This window comes from Microbacterium sp. C23T, assembly GCF_053345975.1.
The window spans coordinates 142829-159705 of record NZ_JBKFBD010000001.1; the positions used below are offsets into that span (position 1 = coordinate 142829).

Sequence of the window (16877 nt, forward strand, 5' to 3'; positions counted from 1 at the left end):
GCGACGGCCGAGGTCGTCACCGAGGTGCCGACGACGCACCGCCGTCGCCGGTTCGCGCTCATGACGGCGGGGCTGTCGGTCGCCATCGTCCTCGTGGTCGTGGTGTCGCTCGGTCTCGGGCAGTACTGGCTCACGCCGACGCAGGTGATCGGCGTGCTGCTGCAGTCGATCGGGATCGACACGTCGTGGGCTCCGGAGGCGCCGACCGCGGCCGGGGTGATCCTCGACATCCGGCTCCCCCGCATCGTGCTGGGCCTCCTCGTCGGCGCGGCCCTCGCCGTGTCGGGCGTGCTCATGCAGGCGATCTTCGGCAACCCCCTCGCCGACGCGGCCGTCGTCGGCGTCTCGTCGGGTGCGGCATTCGGCGCGGCCGCGAGCCTCACGTTCGGGCTCGCGGTGTTCGGCATGTGGACGACCCCCGCCTTCGCGTTCGCCGGCGGGCTCATCGCGGTGTTCTCGGTGTACCTCATCAGCCGCTCGGGCGGTCGCACCGAGGTCGTGACACTGCTGCTCACCGGCATCGCGATCAACGCCATCGCCGGTGCGGGTCTGGCGTTCCTCACGTTCCTCGGCACGACCTCGACCCGCGAGCAGATCGTGTTCTGGCAGCTCGGCAGCCTCAACGGCGCGCTCTGGCAGAACATCGCGATCGTCGCGCCGCTCGTGGCGATCGGCGTGGCCGCGGCGGTGTTCGTCGCGCACCGCCTCGACCTCTTCGCCCTCGGCGAGCGCACCGCTCGTCACCTCGGCGTGCGCGTGGAGCTGCTGCGGATCGTCGTCATCGTCATGGTCGCGCTGCTCGTGTGCGCGGCGGTCGCGTTCGCCGGGATCATCGGCTTCGTCGGACTCGTCGTCCCCCACCTCATGCGAATGACCATCGGGCCCGCGCATCTGCCGCTCATGGTCACGAGCGCGCTCGGCGGCGCGCTGCTCATCGCGGTGGCCGACCTCATCGCCCGCACCGCCGTGCCCCTCGCGGACCTGCCGATCGGCATGATCACGTCGCTCGTGGGCGGCCCGTTCTTCCTGTGGCTGCTGCTGCGCACACGCCGCAAGGCAGGGGGCTGGGGATGAGCGTGATCGATACTGCGGCCCCTGCGGTCCAGGCACCGCCGGGCGCCGTGCGGCTCAGCGCCCGAGGCGTGACCGTCACGCCGCACGGCGCCGCGCGGCCGGTGCTCGTGGACGCGGGGATCGACGTCCGCGCGTGCGAGCTCCACGCCCTCGTCGGCCCGAACGGCGCCGGCAAGTCGACGCTGTTCGGGGTGCTCGCGGGGGATGTCACCCCGGACTCCGGCGACGTGAGCCTCGACGGGACGCTGCTGGGCAGCATCCGTCCTCGCCTTCTCGCGCAGCAGCGCGCCGTGCTGCTGCAGCAGAACGCGGTGTCGTTCCCGTTCACGGTGGAGCAGGTCGTGCGCATGGGCCGCGCGCCGTGGGCGCGCACGCCTGCCGAGGACGATGACGATGCCGCGGTCGCGCGGGCGCTCGAGGCCACCGACCTCGTGCCGCTCGCCGGGCGTGGGATCACGTCGCTGTCGGGCGGCGAGCGCGCGCGGGCAGCGCTGGCGCGCGTGCTCGCACAGGGGTGCGACGTGCTGCTGCTCGACGAGCCGACCGCGGCGCTCGACCTCAAGCACCAGGAGGACGTGCTGCGCATCGCGCGGGCTCGTGCGCGCGATGGGGCGGCGGTGGCCGTGGTGCTGCACGACCTCAACGCAGCGCTCGGCGTCGCCGACCGTGTGACGCTGCTCTCGCGGGGTCGGGTCGTCGCCTCGGGTTCGCCGTCGGAGGTGCTGACGGCTGCGGCGATCGCGGAGGTCTACGGGCAGCGGGTCGACGTCTTCCCGCACCCGGTGTCGGGCACGCCGGTGGTCATGCCGCGGCGGTGACCCGGCTCAGGGCCGCAGGGGCAGGAGGTCAGAGATGTCGGCGCGCGTGCCCGAGGCGCTGATGCGGCCGGCGGTGGCGGCATCCATCCACTGCTCCGCACCGGTGGCGAGCGCGATCCAGGTGGTGGGGTCGGTCTCGACGACGTTGGGCGGGGTGCCGCGGGTGTGCCGCGGGCCCTCGACCACCTGCACCGCGCCGAACGGCGGCACGCGCACCTCGACCGAGTTGCCCGGTGCCTTCTCGGCCAGCAGCTGCAGCAGGTAACGCACGGCCGTCGCGTTGTCGTTGCGGGCGGGCGGGACGGATGCCTCCGCCGCCGCCGCGACCGCGCTCAGGGCGGCGCGGCCGTCGTCGGTCGAGATCTTGCGGGCCATGTCTCCCACGCTACGCCGACACCAACTCCTCAAGATCGCCTCTCTTCGTCCGAATCAGGTGGGAGACGCAGGGCAGTGAGCCGGTTGTCGAGGAGTTGCTGCTCGGACACCGCGCGTGCCTCGGCCCGAAACAGCGAGAAGGGCCGCCGGTAGGCTGGAACGCGTGAAGATCCTGGTTCTCGGCTCGGGCGCGCGGGAGCACGCCATCATCCTGGCGCTGCGGTCGGAGGAGGCCGAGCACGAGATCTTCGCGGCTCCCGGCAACGCCGGGATCGGGCAGGACGCGCAGCTGGTCGCCCTCGATCAGAACGACCCCGTGGCCGTCAGCCAGTTCGCGATCGACAACGACATCGCCCTCGTCATCATCGGCCCGGAGGCCCCCCTGGTCGCGGGCGTCGCCGATGCGGTGCGCACACGCGGCATCCCGGCGTTCGGGCCCGGCCAGGCGGCCGCGCAGCTCGAGGGATCGAAGACGTTCGCCAAGCGGATCATGGATGCCGCCGCGGTTCCGACGGGCCGCGCCGTGCGCGCGCACACGCGCGCCGAGGTCGAGGCCGCGTTCGACGATCTCGGCGCCCCGCACGTCGTCAAGGCCGACGGACTCGCGGCCGGCAAGGGCGTCATCGTGACGAGCGACCGCGAGGCCGCCCTCGCGCACGCCGACGAGTACCTGCCGTCGGGTGCGGTGCTCGTCGAGGAGTTCCTCTCCGGCCCCGAGGTGTCTCTCTTCTTCCTCAGCGACGGCGACCACGTGCTGCCGCTCAGCCCCGCCCAGGACTACAAGCGCCTGCTCGACGCCGACGAGGGCCCCAACACCGGCGGCATGGGCGCCTACTCCCCGCTCCCCTGGCTCGACGGCAAGTTCGGCAGCGAGCGCGAGTTCGTCGAGCTCGTCACGCGCGACATCGCCGAACCCGTGATCCGTCAATTGGATGCTGAGGGCACCCCTTTCATCGGACTCCTCTACGCCGGCCTCATCCTGACCGACGACGGTGTGAAGGTCATCGAGTTCAACGCGCGCTTCGGCGACCCCGAGACGCAGGTCGTGCTGCCCCGGCTCGTCGACCCGCTGTCGGAGCTGCTGCTGGCGGCGGCATCGGGTCACCTCGAAGACCTCCCCCTCCCCGCCTTCGCGAACGACGTCGCCGTGACGGTCGTGCTCGCGAGCGAGGGCTACCCGGCGTCGCCGATCACCGGCCGCGCGCTGACGAACCTGCGCGAGGCGGAGTCGGTCGACGGGGTGCACCTCGCCCACGCCGCCACCGCAGAGACCGACGGCGGACTCGTCGCCACCGGTGGACGCGTGCTCAACGTCGTCGGCGTCGGCACCACCTTCGTCGAGGCCCGCGACCGCGCCTACCGTGCGCTCGGCGCGATCGGGCTCGAGGGCGGCCAGCACCGCACCGACATCGCCGCGCGCGTCGCCGAAGGGCTCTGACGCATGCGTCGGCGCGCAGCATCGATCGCCCTGCTGCTCGTGCTCGCCGGCGGGGCGATGACCGCGTGCTCCGGCACCGTCGACATCGACGCTCCCGGCAAGGAGCTGATGGACCAGGCGCACCAGGTCGCGAACGAGGCCCTCGTGGCCGCGGCCACGACCGGGCTGCAGGCGCTGCAGGCGACCGGCGCGGTCACCGAGGATGCCGTGCGCAACGCCCTCGAGAAGGCCGGAGCCGCCGCGATCGAGACCCGCGTCGTGGGCGACAGCCTGCTGTTCGGCGCCGAGGTCTCGGGCGGGTGCGTGTACGGCTCGGTCGGCACCTCGGGCGCCGTCTCGATCGACCTCGGCGGCCTGAACGCCGACGGCGGGTGCCTCCGCGAGCCGTGATCCACCTCGTTGCCCGGTCGACGCGAAGCATCGTGCCGTAATGCGCGCGGCGGATGCGGGACCAGTCGTGGCCGAGATCGTGCTCGACCTGCGCGCCGACGCGCGCTAGCGAGGGCCGCACGCGCCGGCACCTCGTCCGATCGGACGAGGCGTTTCGAGCCGGGCGGCCGAAGCGGCGCAGCATCCGTCCTCGCGACCATGGCGGCATGACAACCGCCACCGCCCGCCCGCGGGCCACCCGACGCCGGCCCGAGTGGCTCGTGCCCACCGGGCTCATCGCTCTGAGCCTCGTGCCCATCGTGGCGGGATCCGCCCGCCTCACGCAGCTGACCACCGGCGCGACGGTCACGGCCGAGAACGCCCGGTTCTTCGACTCGCCCATCCCCGTCGTGGCGCACATCATCGGGTCGAGCGTGTTCCTCGTGCTCGGTGCGCTGCAATTCGCGCCATCGCTGCGGCGGCGGCGCTGGCACCGCATCGCCGGGCGCGTCGTCGCTCCCGCCGGACTCGTCTCGGCGCTGTCGGCGCTCTGGATGACGCTGTTCTACGACATGCCGGCAGCCGTGACCGGCCCAGGGCTGGTGGCCGTGCGAATCGTGCTCGGCACGGCCATGGCCGGCGCCATCGTCGTCGCGTTCGTCGCGATCCGGCGCGGCGACGTCGGTACGCACAGCGCATGGATGACGCGCGCCTACGCGATCGGCATGGGCGCGGGCACGCAGGTGCTCGTGTTCATGCCCTACACCCTCCTGGTCGGAACCCCCGCGCCCCTGACCCACACGCTGCTGATGACGGCCGGCTGGGTGATCAACCTGGTCATCGCGGAGGTCGTCATCCGGCGGCGCGCTCGGGTCGGACGCCGCCGCAGCGGCGCCCCGATGGCGGCGACCGGTGCCCGCCTATCATGAGGGCATGACGAGCCCGGTCCGCGCGCTCTGGGCCGCGCCCGCGGCGGTTCCGGCGCCGCCCCGTCGGGTCTGGCGCGACTGGGCGCTCGTCGGGATCGTCCCGGCGCTGGCGGTGGTCGAGGCATCCCTCCGCACCGACGTGCCGTGGCGCTGGCTGTGGGCCGTTGTGCTGGCCGCACTCGCACCCACGTTGCTGTGGCGCCGGTCACGCCCGTTCACGATGCTGGCGATCGCGTTCGCCGTCGGCACGACGGTGGGCGTGGCAACGGCCGGCGACCCGCAGGTGTACACGACGGCGTACTTCCTGATCCTTCTCTACGCGGTGTTCCGGTGGGGCTCTGGACGGGCGATGCTCGCAGGCGGCGCGCTGGTCGTCATCGGGATGCTGCTCACCTTCCTCGCGACGCCGCCTGAGGTCGCCGACGTCATCGGCGGCGTGGCCGTGGCGGTCACGACGGCCACGCTCGGCCTCGCGGTGCGGTGGCGACGACGCGCGCGCAGCCGCGAACTCGAGCAGGTGCGGCTGCTCGAGCGCGAGCAGCTCGCCCGCGACCTGCACGACACCGTCGCGCACCACGTGTCGGCGATCGCGATCCAGGCCCAGGCGGGCAGCGCCGTGGCGGCGACCGATCCCGGCGCGACGGTGCGGGTGCTGCAGGCGATCGAGGCCGAGGCGACGCGGACGCTCCGCGAGATGCGCGCGATGGTCGGCGTGCTGCGCGCGCCCGACGACGCGCTCGCGCCGACCCCCGGGCTGGCGGAGATCCGCTCGCTGGCGACGGATGCTGCGGCGCCGAGGGTCGTCGTGACGCTCGGCGGTGATCTCGACAGCGTGCCGCAGGCGGTCGCCGCCGCGGTGTTCCGCATCGCGCAAGAGGCGGTGACCAACGCCCGTCGCCATGCCCGCGGCGCCACTCGGATCGAGGTGGGTGTTGAGGTCGACGCCGAGGGCGTGCGACTCGAGGTGCGCGACGATGGTGGGGCCGCAGCTGGGCCCACGCGCCCGGAGGCTCCGCGCAGCGCGCCAGCGCTGCGTGGAGGGGGCGTGGGGACCACTCCCTCGTTCGGTTACGGGATCACCGGCATGCAGGAGCGCGCGGCGCTGCTCGGCGGGACGTGCGAGGCCGGCCCGGCGCCCGGCGGCGGCTGGGTCGTCGCCGCCGCCCTCCCGCGTGCAGGATGGACCGCATGACCGTGCGCGTGCTCGTCGCCGACGACCAGGAGCTCGTGCGGACGGGGCTGCGCATGATCCTGGACGCGCAGCCCGACATCGAGGTGGTCGGCGAGGCCGCCGACGGCGCCGAGGCGGTCGCGCTCGCGCGGAGCCTCGGGCCCGACGTGTGCCTGCTCGACATCCGCATGCCGGTGATGGACGGGCTCGCGGCGACCCGTGCCCTCGCCGGCCCGGACGTCTCCGACCCGATCCCCGTCGTCGTCATCACGACGTTCGACCTCGACGAGTACGTCTACGAGGCGCTCCGCTCGGGGGCGCGCGGATTCCTCCTCAAGGACGCCGGAGCGGTGCTGCTGGCGGAGGCGGTGCGTGCGGCGGCGCGCGGCGATGCGCTCATCGACCCGAACGTGACCGTGCGGCTCATCGAGGCCTTCGCGGGCGGTACTCCCGAACCGGCGCTACAGCCCTCGAGCCCTCTCACCGACCGGGAGGAGGCGGTGCTCGCCGGCGTCGCCCGCGGACTCGGCAACAGCGAGATCGGCGACGAGCTGCACGTCTCGCTCAGCACCGTGAAGACGCACCTCGCGAGCATCATGACCAAGCTCGGTGCCCGCAACCGGGTTGAGCTCGCCATCTGGGCCCACGAGCGCGACCGCGGCCGGCGCTGAGCCCGAGACAACACAGAAGGACGCCGGCGCCGCGTGCTGGGGGACATGCGGGCCGGCGTCCTGTCGGCATCCGGGATCGGGGGACCCTGCGGGCGCCGAGGAGACCTGAGCTGGGGAATCAGGTCTGACGACGAATGAAGCGCATCAGCCACGCGATCACGGCGATGATGATGATCACGAGGCCGATCCAGAGCAGGAACTTGGCCGCTTCGATGAACACGCCCAGCAGCAGCAGGACGATTCCGACGATGAGCAGGATCACTGCGAGTCCGGTCATGTGACCATGGTGGGCGGCTGGAGCGCCGCCCACCAACCTCTTGACAAGCTCCTCGAACGGGGTTAGTCGGATGCGGCAGCCGCGTTCGCGGCCTGCCAATCCTCGGTCGACGTCGCCTTCGGCCGACGCAGGAACAGCACCACGACGACGCCGACGAGCATGACCGCGGCCGGCAGCAGGATCGCCTGCGCCATGGCCTGCGAGAAGCCGTCGACGACGAAGGGCGGCAGCGTGCCTTCGCCGAACCCGCCCGATGCGTCAGACGCGCCGGGAAGGTTCGCCTCGAGACGGGCCTGCATGAAGGCCGCGATCGACGCCGAGCCGATCACCGAGCCGATCGTGCGGGTGGTGTTGTAGATGCCGGCGCCGGCACCGGCCTGTCGCGGAGGCAGGTTGCGGGTGGCGGTCGTCGCGAGCGGACCCCACATGCCGGCGTTGCCGATGCCCATGAGCGCCGACGGGAGCAGGAACATCCAGATCGGGGTGTCGACGTTCATCAGCGACGAGTACCAGAACAGCGAACCCGCGACCATGAGCAGGCCCGGCACCAGCAGGAACCGCGGGTCGGTGCGGTCGAGGAGGCGACCGGCGAACGGCGCGCCGACGCCCGAGAGCACGGCCATCGGGATGAGCAGCAGCGCCGATTCGGTCGGCGTGAGGCCGCGCACGAGCTGGATGAAGAACATCAGCGGCAGCGACATGCTCGTCACGGTGAATCCGACGATGGCGATGCCGAGGTTCGATACCGAGAAGTTGCGGTCGCGGAACAGCGGCAGCGGCACGAGCGGCTCGTTCTTGGTGCGCGCCTGCGTCCAGATGAAGAGCGCCATGACGGCGACGCCGCCCGCGATCATCGCCCACACCCAGGGTGCCCAGTCGTACTTCTCGCCCTCCTGGAGGCCGAAGACGATCAGGAACAGGCCGAGGGCGCTGAGCAGCACGCCGACGATGTCGAACCGGTGCGGGTGCGTCTCGAGCTTGGGCACGAGGATCCACGCGAGCACGAACGCGATGACGCCGACGGGGATGTTGATGAAGAAGATCCACTCCCAGCCGAAGCCGTCGACGAGCAGGCCCCCGGCCAACGGCCCGACGAGGGTCGCGACACCGGCCGTGGCGCCCCACAGGCCCATCGCCGCGCCGCGGCGGTTCGGCGGGAAGGTGCGCGTGATGACGGCCATCGTCTGCGGGGTCATCAGCGCGGCGCCGAGGCCCTGGACCGCACGGGCGATGATCAGCATCTCGAGCGTGCCCGACAGGCCGCACCACAGCGACGCGAGCGTGAAGACCGTCAGTCCGATCAGGTAGATGTTCTTCGGCCCGAAGCGGTCGCCGAGGCGGCCGGTGATCAGGAGCGGCACCGCATAGGCCAGCAGGTAGGCCGAGGTCACCCACACGACGTTGTCGAGGTTGTTGGTGTCGGGGTCGAGCGCCGCCTTGATGGCGGGGTTCGCGACCGAGACGATCGTCGTGTCGACGAGGATCATGAAGAAGCCGATGACCAGCGCCCAGAGGGCGGGCCAGGGGCTGCGGGGCTTGTGCCCGACGGCGTAGGCACCGGTGATCGGGCCGGCGACCCGATCGGTGGTGGATGCCGCGCCCGCCGTGCGGCGGGACTCCGGCGTTTCGGGGGTGGTCACTGTCGTGCTGCCTTTCTCTGGGCGAGATAGCGTTCCGAGGGGGTCGGGGCGGGACCCCAGGCGAAGTCGGGATCGGCGATGCGCGGGAGCACCGCGTCCATCCACACGAGCTCCGCGCGCAGGAGCGCCAGCTCGCGGTCGATCTCGATGAGGTACTGCGGGGGCACGCCCTTCTCCAGGGCATGACGCTGGCCGTCCTCGAGGGAGCCCAGCGACGCGGCGAGCGCCTCGCGACGCGCAGAGAGCAGCTCGATCGCCTCGTCGCGATCCAGTCCGTGCACCTCGGCGAGAGCGACGCGGAACTCCGCCGGATGGTCCACGCGCGGCAGCTCGCGGCGCACCCATTCGGGCACCGCGGCGGCGCCGGCATCCGTCTGCGTATAAGTGGTGCGCTCGGGACGATTGCCGTCGCGGTCGACGCCGACCTCGGCGATCAGTCCGGCCCGCTCGAGCCGCCCCACCGTGTGATAGACCGTGCCGTTCGTGATCGTGACGAGCCGGTCGTCACGGCGGAAGTGCATCAGCCGGATCATCTCGTACGGATGCATGTCGCCTTCGCTCAGCAGCGCGAGCACGGCCACCCCGAGCGGGGTCAGGCGGGCGACAGGGTCGGTCACGATCTACTCCAGTTCGATTAGTCCACGTGGACTATACGCTTCTTCGTCGCCCGATGCACCCCTCGCGCGCTGTCGGTGGGGCGACGTACAGTGAGGGTCATGGCAGACAAGGGCGCCGCACGCAGGGAGAAGTTGCCCGAGTCGTACGCGATCTTCGACCCGATCGTCGCTGAGTGGACCGCCCGGCCCGACGTCTCGCTGGGCGCGATGTTCGGGTCCGAGGGCCTGAACGTGCGTGGCAAGGTGTTCGCCTTCGTCACCTTCGAGGGCGCGCTGATGGTGAAGCTGCCCGAGAGTCGCGTCGGCGAACTGGCCGAGGCGGGCGAGGCCGCGCCCGCCGTCATGCGCGGACGGCCGATGCGCGAGTGGGCGACCGCGGGGACGGATGCTGCCGACCGCTGGCCCGCGCTCGTCGCCGAGGCGTTCGCACACGTCGACGAGATCACGCCGTGAACCCGCCCTCCCCCGATGCGGTCTCGCCCCGAAACCCGCCGGAGTCACCCGGGATAATGGACGGGTGACGGCTATCCCCACCCCCACGACCGAGCTCCCCGGCTGGCGCCACGCCTACTCCGGCAAGGTGCGCGACCTCTACGTTCCGGCGGACACGCCCGAGGGGGCGACGCCCGAGCGCATGCTGGTCGTCGCGAGCGACCGCGTCAGCGCGTTCGACCACGTGCTCTCGCCGGGCATCCCCGGCAAGGGCGAGCTGCTCACCACCCTGAGCCTCTGGTGGTTCGACCGGCTCGCGGGTGCGGACGGGGGGCGCAGCATCCCGAACCATCTCGCCGCTTCGCACCAGCTCACGCTCGGGGCCGACGGCGAAGCCAATACGGCCGACGACCTGAAGAGCCTGATCCCGGATGCCGTCACCGGACGCGCGATGGTCGTGCGGAGCCTCGACATGCTGCCGATCGAGTGCGTCGTGCGCGGCTACCTCACCGGCTCGGGCTGGGTGGAGTACCGCGAGAACGGCACGGTGTGCGGCATCGCGCTCCCCGAAGGGCTGTCGAACGGCGACCGGCTGCCCGAGCCGATCTACACCCCCGCCTACAAGGCACCGCTGGGCGAGCACGACGAGAACATCTCCTACGAGCGCACCGTCGAGCTCGTCGGCGCCGAGCGCGCGGCCGAGCTGCGCGACCTCTCGCTCGAGATCTACGCGCGCGCGGCCGCGACGGCCGAGGCGCATGGCGTGATCCTCGCCGACACGAAGTTCGAGTTCGGCCTCGACGGCAACGGCGTGCTGACGATCGCCGACGAGGTGCTCACGAGCGACTCGTCACGCTACTGGGATGCTGCGGCCTGGGAGTCCGGCACGACCCCCGACGAGCGCATGGCGAGCTTCGACAAGCAGATCGTGCGCGACTGGCTCGCCGCGAACTGGGCCGCGCCGCGCGAGGGGGAGCCGCCCGCACTCCCGGCGGACATCATCGACCGCACCACCGCCCGCTACCGCGAGCTGCTCGAGCGCCTCACCGCCGCCTGACGCCGCGGCGCGGCATCCGCGATCACGCGTTCTTCATCGCCTTCAAGCGAGCGAGCAGCACCGGTCCGGTGCGGTCGAGCATCGTGCCGCCGATGAGGATGCCGGCGACGATCACCGCGGTGCCGCCCACGATCCCGATGGCGAACGCGATCCAGCTCAGGGTCGGGTCCTGCGTGAAGTACCCGATGAGACCCACGATGATCGCGGGCGCCGAGAGCGCGAGCGCGACCAGCCAGATGCCGAAGAACGCCATGCCCTGCAGGAACGTCGTGCCCGGGACGCGCTTGAACGGGTTGTCGCCCGAGCCCGGCACCGGCACCACGAGCTGGGCCGACGTGACGGCGCAGACGCCGTAGCAGGTGAAGAGGATCCCGAGCGCCATGCCGAGGATGCCGGGGAACTGCGTCCAGTCGCCCGCGAACGCGAACGGCAGGATCGCCGCGAGCACCACGAGCGGCACTGCCACCGCGGCGGCGGCGAGGATGCGCCCCAGCCGGTCCGCGCGACCGCGCGCTCCCGTCGCGACCTCGTTGCCGAACGCTGTGCCGTCGTACGAGATGTCGGCGTACACCACGATGCCGATGATGAACGCGATGATCGGCGCCGAGAACGCCAGCGCCACGAACGGGTCGCCGCCGCGAGCGTAGAACCACAGCAGCACCGGCACGAGCGGCACGGCGATGAGCTGGCGGAGATACCGCGGGTCGCGCGTCCAGTACGTCAGCGCCCGCGCGAAGACCGCGCCCGCAGCACCGGTCGGCACCCGGCCGAACCACCCGATCGACCCGGCCCGCACGGCGGCGGCCGACGAGAGCCGGGGCCGCACGAGGGAGCGGGCGAGCGAGGCGCGCCACAGCAGCCACAGTGCCGCGAGGGTGGCGAGCGCGATGAGCAGCTTCGCCGCGGCCGCGGCCAGATCGCCGGCGGCCGCGTCGGCGGGCACGGCCCATGCGGCGCCGAGCGGCGTCCAGCCGAGCAGCGGCACGAGCTCGGCGATGGTGTCCGCGTTCACGGTGACGCCGTTGGCGAGCCCCGCGATGATGGGCCCCGCCAGGATGAGCGGGATGAAGATGAGGATGCCGGCGACCTCGCGGAAGCGCCGGCCTCCCCCGAAGCCGGAGGCGACCGTCGCGACGGCCCGTGAGGCGACCACCGCCGTGAGCACCGCCAGCGGCGTGCTCACCAGCCAGGCGACGAGCGCGGCCGGCCAGTGCGCCCACGTCGCGATCGTCGCGAGCGCGGCCGCCGACGTGATGATGCCCGGGATGCCGCAGACCGCGGCGAGGGTGAGCGCGACCATCATCCGCGAGGTCGTCATCGGGAACACGACCAGCCGGTCCGGGTCGAGCGTCGTGTCGACGCCGAACGCGACCAGAGGGATGAGGGCCCACCCCAGCGTCACCAGTGACCCGGCACCGACGATGACGATGCCGGCGAGCCGCACGTCGGTGAATCCCAGCACCACGAGACCGGCGACGATGCCCACGAGGAGCAGCGCACCGTAGAGGGCACCGAGGATGAACCCGACGAGCTGCCACGGGCTGCGCGCGAGCTGGTTGCCGAGGACCCGGAACCGCAGCCTCAGGAGCGTCGCAACCATTCCGGCCCTTCCGTGTGGCGGCGGCCTCCGACGAGCTCGACGAAGCGGTCCTGCAGGGACTCCCCCGCCCGCACGTCGTCGACGGTGCCCGCGACGAGCAGGCGGCCGGCCGCCACGATCGCGACGTGGTCGCACATGCGCTGGACGAGGTCCATCGAGTGGCTCGAGACGATGACGGTACCCCCGCCGGCCACGTACCCGACGAGGATGTCCTCGATGTTCGCCGCCGACACCGGATCGACCGACTCGAAGGGCTCGTCGAGCACGAGCAGCCGCGGGGCGTGGACCAGGGCGCACGCCAGTGCGATCTTCTTGGTCATGCCCGCCGAGTAGTCGACGACCATCGTGCCCGCGGCATCCGTCATGTCCATGAGGGAGAGCAGGTCGGCCGTGCGCTGGGCGATCTCATCGTGCGGGAGACCGAACAGCAGCCCGTTGTAGGTGACGAGCTGCTCGCCGGTGAGGCGGTCGAACAGCTTGACGCCGTCGGCGAGGTTGCCGACCATCGCCTTCGCCTTCACGGGCTCGCGCCACACGTCGACGCCGTGCACGAGCGCCTGACCCGCGTCCGGCATGAGGAGCCCGGTCGCCATCGACAGGGTCGTGGTCTTACCGGCGCCGTTCGGGCCGACCAGCCCGTAGAACGATCCCGCCGGCACACGCAGGCTGATGTCGGCCACGGCCACCTTCTCGCCGAAGCGCTTGTGGAGTCCTCGGAACTCGAGCGCGGGCGGTATCGGCAGGGTCGCTGGGTCGGTCACGTCTCTCCGTCGGTTCGGCATCGAAGGTCCGGGTGCGAGCCGGATTCCGTTCAGCCTCCCGGATGCCGCGTGGCCGAGGCAACTCGCGCGCACCCGCTCGCTAGGGTGATCCTCGCACCATCACCCGAGCGCAAGGAGCGCGCATGCCTTTGTGGACCATTCACGGCAACGGCCGGACCGTCGAACCCGGGAAGGTGGTGAAGCCCGACGAGCGGCTGAACTGGCCCGCGACGGTCGCGATCGGCGCGCAGCACGTCATCGCGATGTTCGGCGCGACGTTCCTGGTGCCGGTGCTGACGGGCTTCCCCGTCTCGACGACGCTCCTCTTCTCGGGCGTCGGCACCCTGCTGTTCCTCCTCATCACGAAGAACCGCCTCCCCAGCTACCTCGGCTCGTCGTTCGCGTTCATCGCGCCGGTCACCGCCGCCACGGCGTCGCAGGGCATGGGCTCCGCCCTCGCGGGCATCGTCGCCGTCGGTGTGCTGCTGGCCGCAGTCGGCTTCATCGTCCAGTTCGCGGGACTCGGCTGGATCGAGAAGCTCATGCCGCCGGTCGTCGCCGGCGCCATCGTCGCCCTCATCGGCTTCAACCTCGCGCCGGTCGCGTGGCAGAACTTCCAGCAGGCGCCGATCACGGCGACCATCACCCTCGCCGCCGTGATCCTCGGCAGCGTGCTGTTCCGCGGATTCCTCGGACGCATCTCGATCTTCCTCGGCGTGATCGTCGGCTACATCGTGGCGCTGCTGCGCGGCGAGGTCGACTTCACGCAGGTCAACGAGCTCGTCGCGAACGGGCAGTGGGTGGGCCTGCCGACCTTCCAGTTCCCGACGTTCGGCAACCCCGGAACCTGGAGCGTCATCGCGATGTTCCTCCCGGTCGTGCTCGTGCTCATCGCCGAGAACGTCGGACACGTGCGCGGCGTCGCGACCATGACCGAGTCGTCGGTCAACCAGTACACCGGCCGAGCGCTCATCGCCGACGGTGCCGCCACGGTGCTCGCGGGCACCTTCGGCGGTTCGGGAACGACGACGTACGGCGAGAACATCGGCGTGATGGCGGCGACCCGCGTCTACTCGACCGCCGCGTACTGGGTCGCGGGCGTCTTCGCGATCCTGCTGTCGCTGTCGCCGGTGGTCGGTGCGGTGTTCAACTCGATCCCCGCCGGCGTGCTCGGCGGCGTGACCACCGCCCTGTACGGTCTCATCGGCATCATCGGCATCAAGATCTGGGTCGACAACCGCGTGGACTTCTCGCGCCCCGTGAACCAGTACACCGCGGCCGTCTCGCTCGTGATCGCGATCGCCGGCTTCACCATGGTGTGGGGCGACTTCCAGCTCGGCGCGATCGTCATCGGCGCGGCGGCAGCGCTGCTGATCTACCACCTCGGCAACGCGATCGCCCGCTGGCGCAAGACCGGCGCCGACGACGGCGGCCCGCTCCCCGCCGTCGGCCAGCTCGGCGGCGACCCGCAGGACTCGCAGGTCAAGTAGGCGCCCGGGCCGCAGCATCCATGTCCCGCTTTCCGGCCCTGATGTCCCCCTTTCGCGTGCAAGTCAGCGGTCATGCGCGCGAAAGTGGGACACGGCCGGGAGGTGGGAGCGGCAGGGGAATGGATGCTGCAGGCAAATGGTTGTAGCTACATGTGAATGAGATCGTGCACCCCGACCGCCTCGACGCCGCCACCTCGATGGGCGCCGTCACGCTGCTCGTCGGCGACCTCGACGGCATGACCGCGTTCTACCGCGACGTCATCACCCTCCAGGTGCTGTCGGCCGAGGGCGACGAGGTCGTGCTCGGGCGCGCGGGCCGGCCGGTCGTCATCCTGAAGCACGAGCCCGCCCTGCGCCAAGCTGCACCGGGCGCCGCGGGACTCTTCCACACGGCGATCCTCTTCCAGACGCAGGAGGCCCTCGCGGCCGCGCTCTACAGCGTCGCGCGGCGCGCGCCGCAGACCTTCACCGGCTCGGCGGACCACCTCGTGAGCCAGGCCTTCTACCTCACCGATCCCGAGGGGAACGGCATCGAGCTGTACTGGGATCGGGCCCGGACCGAGTGGTCGTGGACCCACGGCAGCGTCGAGATGGCGACGCTGTACCTCGACCCCAACGGCTTCCTCCGCGAGCACCTGACGGAGCGGGCCGCGAGCGGCGGGACCGGGCAGGACGCAGCATCCGTCGGCCATGTGCACCTGTCGGTCGGCGACGTCACAAGCGCGCGTGCCTTCTACGTCGACGCGCTCGGCTTCGACCAGACCGCGGAGCTCGGCAACCAGGCGCTGTTCGTGAGCGCCGGCGGCTACCACCACCACATGGCGATGAACGTCTGGAACTCGCGCGGCGCAGGCCCGCGGATGCCGGCGCTCGGCCTCGGCCGCGTCGACCTGGCCCTCCCCGACGCCGACTCCCTCGGCGAGCTCGCCGAGCGCCTGCGCCACCACGGCCTCGAGGTGCGCGACGACGGCCGCACGGTGGCCTTCGACGACCCCTGGCGCAACCTGCTGCACGCGACGGTGCCCGGCCGCGGCTGACCGGCGCCCCCGCCCCTGGACCCCGTAGGGCGCGGCGTCAGACGGATTCGCGGATGACGAGTTCGGTCTCGAGGATCGTGACGTGACGCGGATGCCGCCCCGCGAGGAGGTCGACCAGCACCGTGGCCATGCGCTCGCCCTGCGCGAACGACGGCTGGCGCATCGTCGTCAGCTGCGGGATGACGGAGGTGGCCACCGGGGAGTCGTCGAAGCCGATGATCGCGACGTCCGCGGGCACGCGGAGTCCCGCGGCCGTCAGCACCGTCAGCACGCCGCGCGCCATGAGGTCGCTGGCGACGAACACCGCGTCGGGCTGGGCGCCGGTCGCGAGGATGCGGCGCATCGCGTCGGCGCCGCCGTCGGCGGTGAAGTTGCCGTCCTCGACCGCGATCTCGTCGAGATCCCACGCGGCGAGTGCGTCGCGGTACCCCTGCAGGCGGTCGACGCCGGCGGGCATATCGCGCGGGCCAGTGATCGTCGCGATGCGGCGGCGGCCGCTCTCGATCAGGTAGACCGTGGCGTCGTACGCCCCGCGGACGTTGTCGACGTCGACGTAGTAGTCACGGTCCCGCTCGCGCACCGGGCGGCCGCCGTAGACGACGGGGACGACGCTCGCGATGCGGTCGATGAAGGTGTCGCTGGTGTGGTGCGAGACCACGATCGCACCGTCCACCGCTCCGGAGCGCACGTAGCTCGTCGTCTTATCGCCGGGGTCGTCGCTCGCGATGAAGAGGTTGAGCACGTAGTCCGAGCGGCTGAGCCGCGAGTTGATGCCCGACACGATCGCCGCGAAGAACGGGTCGCCGAAGAACCGGGTGGTGTCCTCGGGGACGATCAGCGCGATCGCGTGCGTCTTCTGGCTCGCCAGTGACCGCGCAGCGCGGTTGGGGACGTAGTTGAGTTCGCTGATCGCGCGCGTCACCGACTCCAGGGCTTCGGGACTCACGGCGGTCGAGCCGTTCACGACGCGGGAGACCGTCGAGCGGGAGACCCCCGCCGCGGCGGCGACCTCTTCGATCGTCACGGCGTGTGCGCTGCCGGCTCCCCGCTGGGTATGCCGCATGGCGTCGGTGCTCATTCCTGTCCCCTCCTTCCCGGATGCTACTGCGCCGCGACGCCGC

At 71.7% G+C, this 16877-nt stretch carries 18 protein-coding genes; 11 read left to right on the plus strand and 7 right to left on the minus strand.

Annotated elements, in window-relative coordinates; translation table 11 throughout:
• The first annotated feature begins 60 nt into the window (after positions 1 to 60).
• Together ACLBXX_RS00665 and ACLBXX_RS00670 are read left to right on the plus strand one after the other, a co-directional pair.
• Positions 61 to 1074, plus strand: a complete 1014-nt coding sequence (locus ACLBXX_RS00665) for a FecCD family ABC transporter permease (RefSeq protein ID WP_447656452.1) — start codon at positions 61 to 63, stop codon at positions 1072 to 1074.
• On the plus strand, positions 1071 to 1892 hold the full coding sequence (locus ACLBXX_RS00670; protein WP_447656394.1) for a heme ABC transporter ATP-binding protein: 822 nt from the start codon (positions 1071 to 1073) through the stop codon (positions 1890 to 1892). The genes ACLBXX_RS00665 and ACLBXX_RS00670 overlap by 4 nt, the downstream gene beginning before the upstream one ends.
• A gap of 6 nt (positions 1893 to 1898) precedes the next feature.
• Here ACLBXX_RS00670 and ACLBXX_RS00675 read toward each other — a convergent pair whose 3' ends face one another.
• Complete coding sequence (locus ACLBXX_RS00675; protein ID WP_447656395.1) at positions 1899 to 2267, minus strand: sterol carrier family protein; 369 nt, start codon at positions 2265 to 2267, stop codon at positions 1899 to 1901.
• A gap of 163 nt (positions 2268 to 2430) precedes the next feature.
• Here ACLBXX_RS00675 and purD point away from each other — a divergent pair, with 163 nt between their 5' ends.
• The 5 genes from purD (at position 2431) to ACLBXX_RS00700 (ending at position 6845) form a co-directional block, all read left to right on the plus strand.
• Positions 2431 to 3705, plus strand: a complete 1275-nt coding sequence (purD, locus tag ACLBXX_RS00680; protein ID WP_447656396.1) for a phosphoribosylamine--glycine ligase — start codon at positions 2431 to 2433, stop codon at positions 3703 to 3705.
• A gap of 3 nt (positions 3706 to 3708) precedes the next feature.
• A complete protein-coding gene (locus ACLBXX_RS00685) occupies positions 3709 to 4095 on the plus strand; it encodes a hypothetical protein (RefSeq protein ID WP_447656397.1) in 387 nt (128 codons plus the stop codon).
• Between the two features lie 206 nt (positions 4096 to 4301).
• A complete protein-coding gene (locus ACLBXX_RS00690) occupies positions 4302 to 5003 on the plus strand; it encodes a DUF2306 domain-containing protein (protein ID WP_447656398.1) in 702 nt (233 codons plus the stop codon).
• 4 nt (positions 5004 to 5007) lie between these two features.
• Positions 5008 to 6195, plus strand: a complete 1188-nt coding sequence (locus ACLBXX_RS00695) for a sensor histidine kinase (RefSeq protein ID WP_447656399.1) — start codon at positions 5008 to 5010, stop codon at positions 6193 to 6195.
• Positions 6192 to 6845, plus strand: coding sequence for a response regulator (locus tag ACLBXX_RS00700; RefSeq protein ID WP_447656400.1), 654 nt, complete (start codon positions 6192 to 6194; stop codon positions 6843 to 6845). The genes ACLBXX_RS00695 and ACLBXX_RS00700 overlap by 4 nt, the downstream gene beginning before the upstream one ends.
• Before the next feature lie 118 nt (positions 6846 to 6963).
• Here the strand turns inward: ACLBXX_RS00700 and ACLBXX_RS00705 are convergent, their stop codons facing one another.
• The 3 genes from ACLBXX_RS00705 to ACLBXX_RS00715 all read right to left on the minus strand — a co-directional run bounded on the left by ACLBXX_RS00705 (position 6964) and on the right by ACLBXX_RS00715 (position 9379).
• Positions 6964 to 7122 (minus strand): hypothetical protein, encoded by a 159-nt coding sequence (locus ACLBXX_RS00705; protein WP_308866175.1) that lies wholly within the window; start codon positions 7120 to 7122, stop codon positions 6964 to 6966.
• A 62-nt stretch (positions 7123 to 7184) separates the two neighbouring features.
• On the minus strand, positions 7185 to 8687 hold the full coding sequence (locus ACLBXX_RS00710) for a DHA2 family efflux MFS transporter permease subunit (RefSeq protein ID WP_447656453.1): 1503 nt from the start codon (positions 8685 to 8687) through the stop codon (positions 7185 to 7187).
• A 71-nt stretch (positions 8688 to 8758) separates the two neighbouring features.
• Positions 8759 to 9379 carry a PadR family transcriptional regulator gene (locus tag ACLBXX_RS00715; protein ID WP_447656401.1) on the minus strand — a complete coding sequence of 207 codons (621 nt, stop codon included), beginning with the start codon at positions 9377 to 9379 and terminating at the stop codon, positions 8759 to 8761.
• A gap of 99 nt (positions 9380 to 9478) precedes the next feature.
• On the opposite strand from ACLBXX_RS00715, the gene ACLBXX_RS00720 reads away from it, so the two are divergent.
• Together ACLBXX_RS00720 and ACLBXX_RS00725 are read left to right on the plus strand one after the other, a co-directional pair.
• Positions 9479 to 9832 (plus strand): hypothetical protein, encoded by a 354-nt coding sequence (locus tag ACLBXX_RS00720; protein WP_447656402.1) that lies wholly within the window; start codon positions 9479 to 9481, stop codon positions 9830 to 9832.
• Between the two features lie 73 nt (positions 9833 to 9905).
• Entirely contained in the window at positions 9906 to 10868 is a 963-nt protein-coding gene (locus ACLBXX_RS00725; protein WP_447656454.1) for a phosphoribosylaminoimidazolesuccinocarboxamide synthase, read from the plus strand.
• Between the two features lie 22 nt (positions 10869 to 10890).
• On the opposite strand, the gene ACLBXX_RS00730 is transcribed toward ACLBXX_RS00725, so the two are convergent.
• Together ACLBXX_RS00730 and ACLBXX_RS00735 are read right to left on the minus strand one after the other, a co-directional pair.
• On the minus strand, positions 10891 to 12468 hold the full coding sequence (locus ACLBXX_RS00730) for a hypothetical protein (RefSeq protein WP_447656403.1): 1578 nt from the start codon (positions 12466 to 12468) through the stop codon (positions 10891 to 10893).
• A complete protein-coding gene (locus ACLBXX_RS00735) occupies positions 12450 to 13250 on the minus strand; it encodes an ABC transporter ATP-binding protein (protein ID WP_447656404.1) in 801 nt (266 codons plus the stop codon). The genes ACLBXX_RS00730 and ACLBXX_RS00735 overlap by 19 nt, the downstream gene beginning before the upstream one ends.
• Before the next feature lie 122 nt (positions 13251 to 13372).
• Here ACLBXX_RS00735 and ACLBXX_RS00740 point away from each other — a divergent pair, with 122 nt between their 5' ends.
• Together ACLBXX_RS00740 and ACLBXX_RS00745 are read left to right on the plus strand one after the other, a co-directional pair.
• The gene (locus ACLBXX_RS00740; protein WP_447656405.1) at positions 13373 to 14719 is read left to right on the plus strand and encodes a uracil-xanthine permease family protein; all 1347 of its coding nucleotides are present in this window, start codon (positions 13373 to 13375) and stop codon (positions 14717 to 14719) included.
• A 197-nt stretch (positions 14720 to 14916) separates the two neighbouring features.
• Positions 14917 to 15756 carry a VOC family protein gene (locus ACLBXX_RS00745; protein WP_447656455.1) on the plus strand — a complete coding sequence of 280 codons (840 nt, stop codon included), beginning with the start codon at positions 14917 to 14919 and terminating at the stop codon, positions 15754 to 15756.
• A gap of 37 nt (positions 15757 to 15793) precedes the next feature.
• Here the strand turns inward: ACLBXX_RS00745 and ACLBXX_RS00750 are convergent, their stop codons facing one another.
• On the minus strand, positions 15794 to 16834 hold the full coding sequence (locus tag ACLBXX_RS00750) for a LacI family DNA-binding transcriptional regulator (RefSeq protein WP_447656406.1): 1041 nt from the start codon (positions 16832 to 16834) through the stop codon (positions 15794 to 15796).
• Positions 16835 to 16877: the final 43 nt, after the last annotated feature.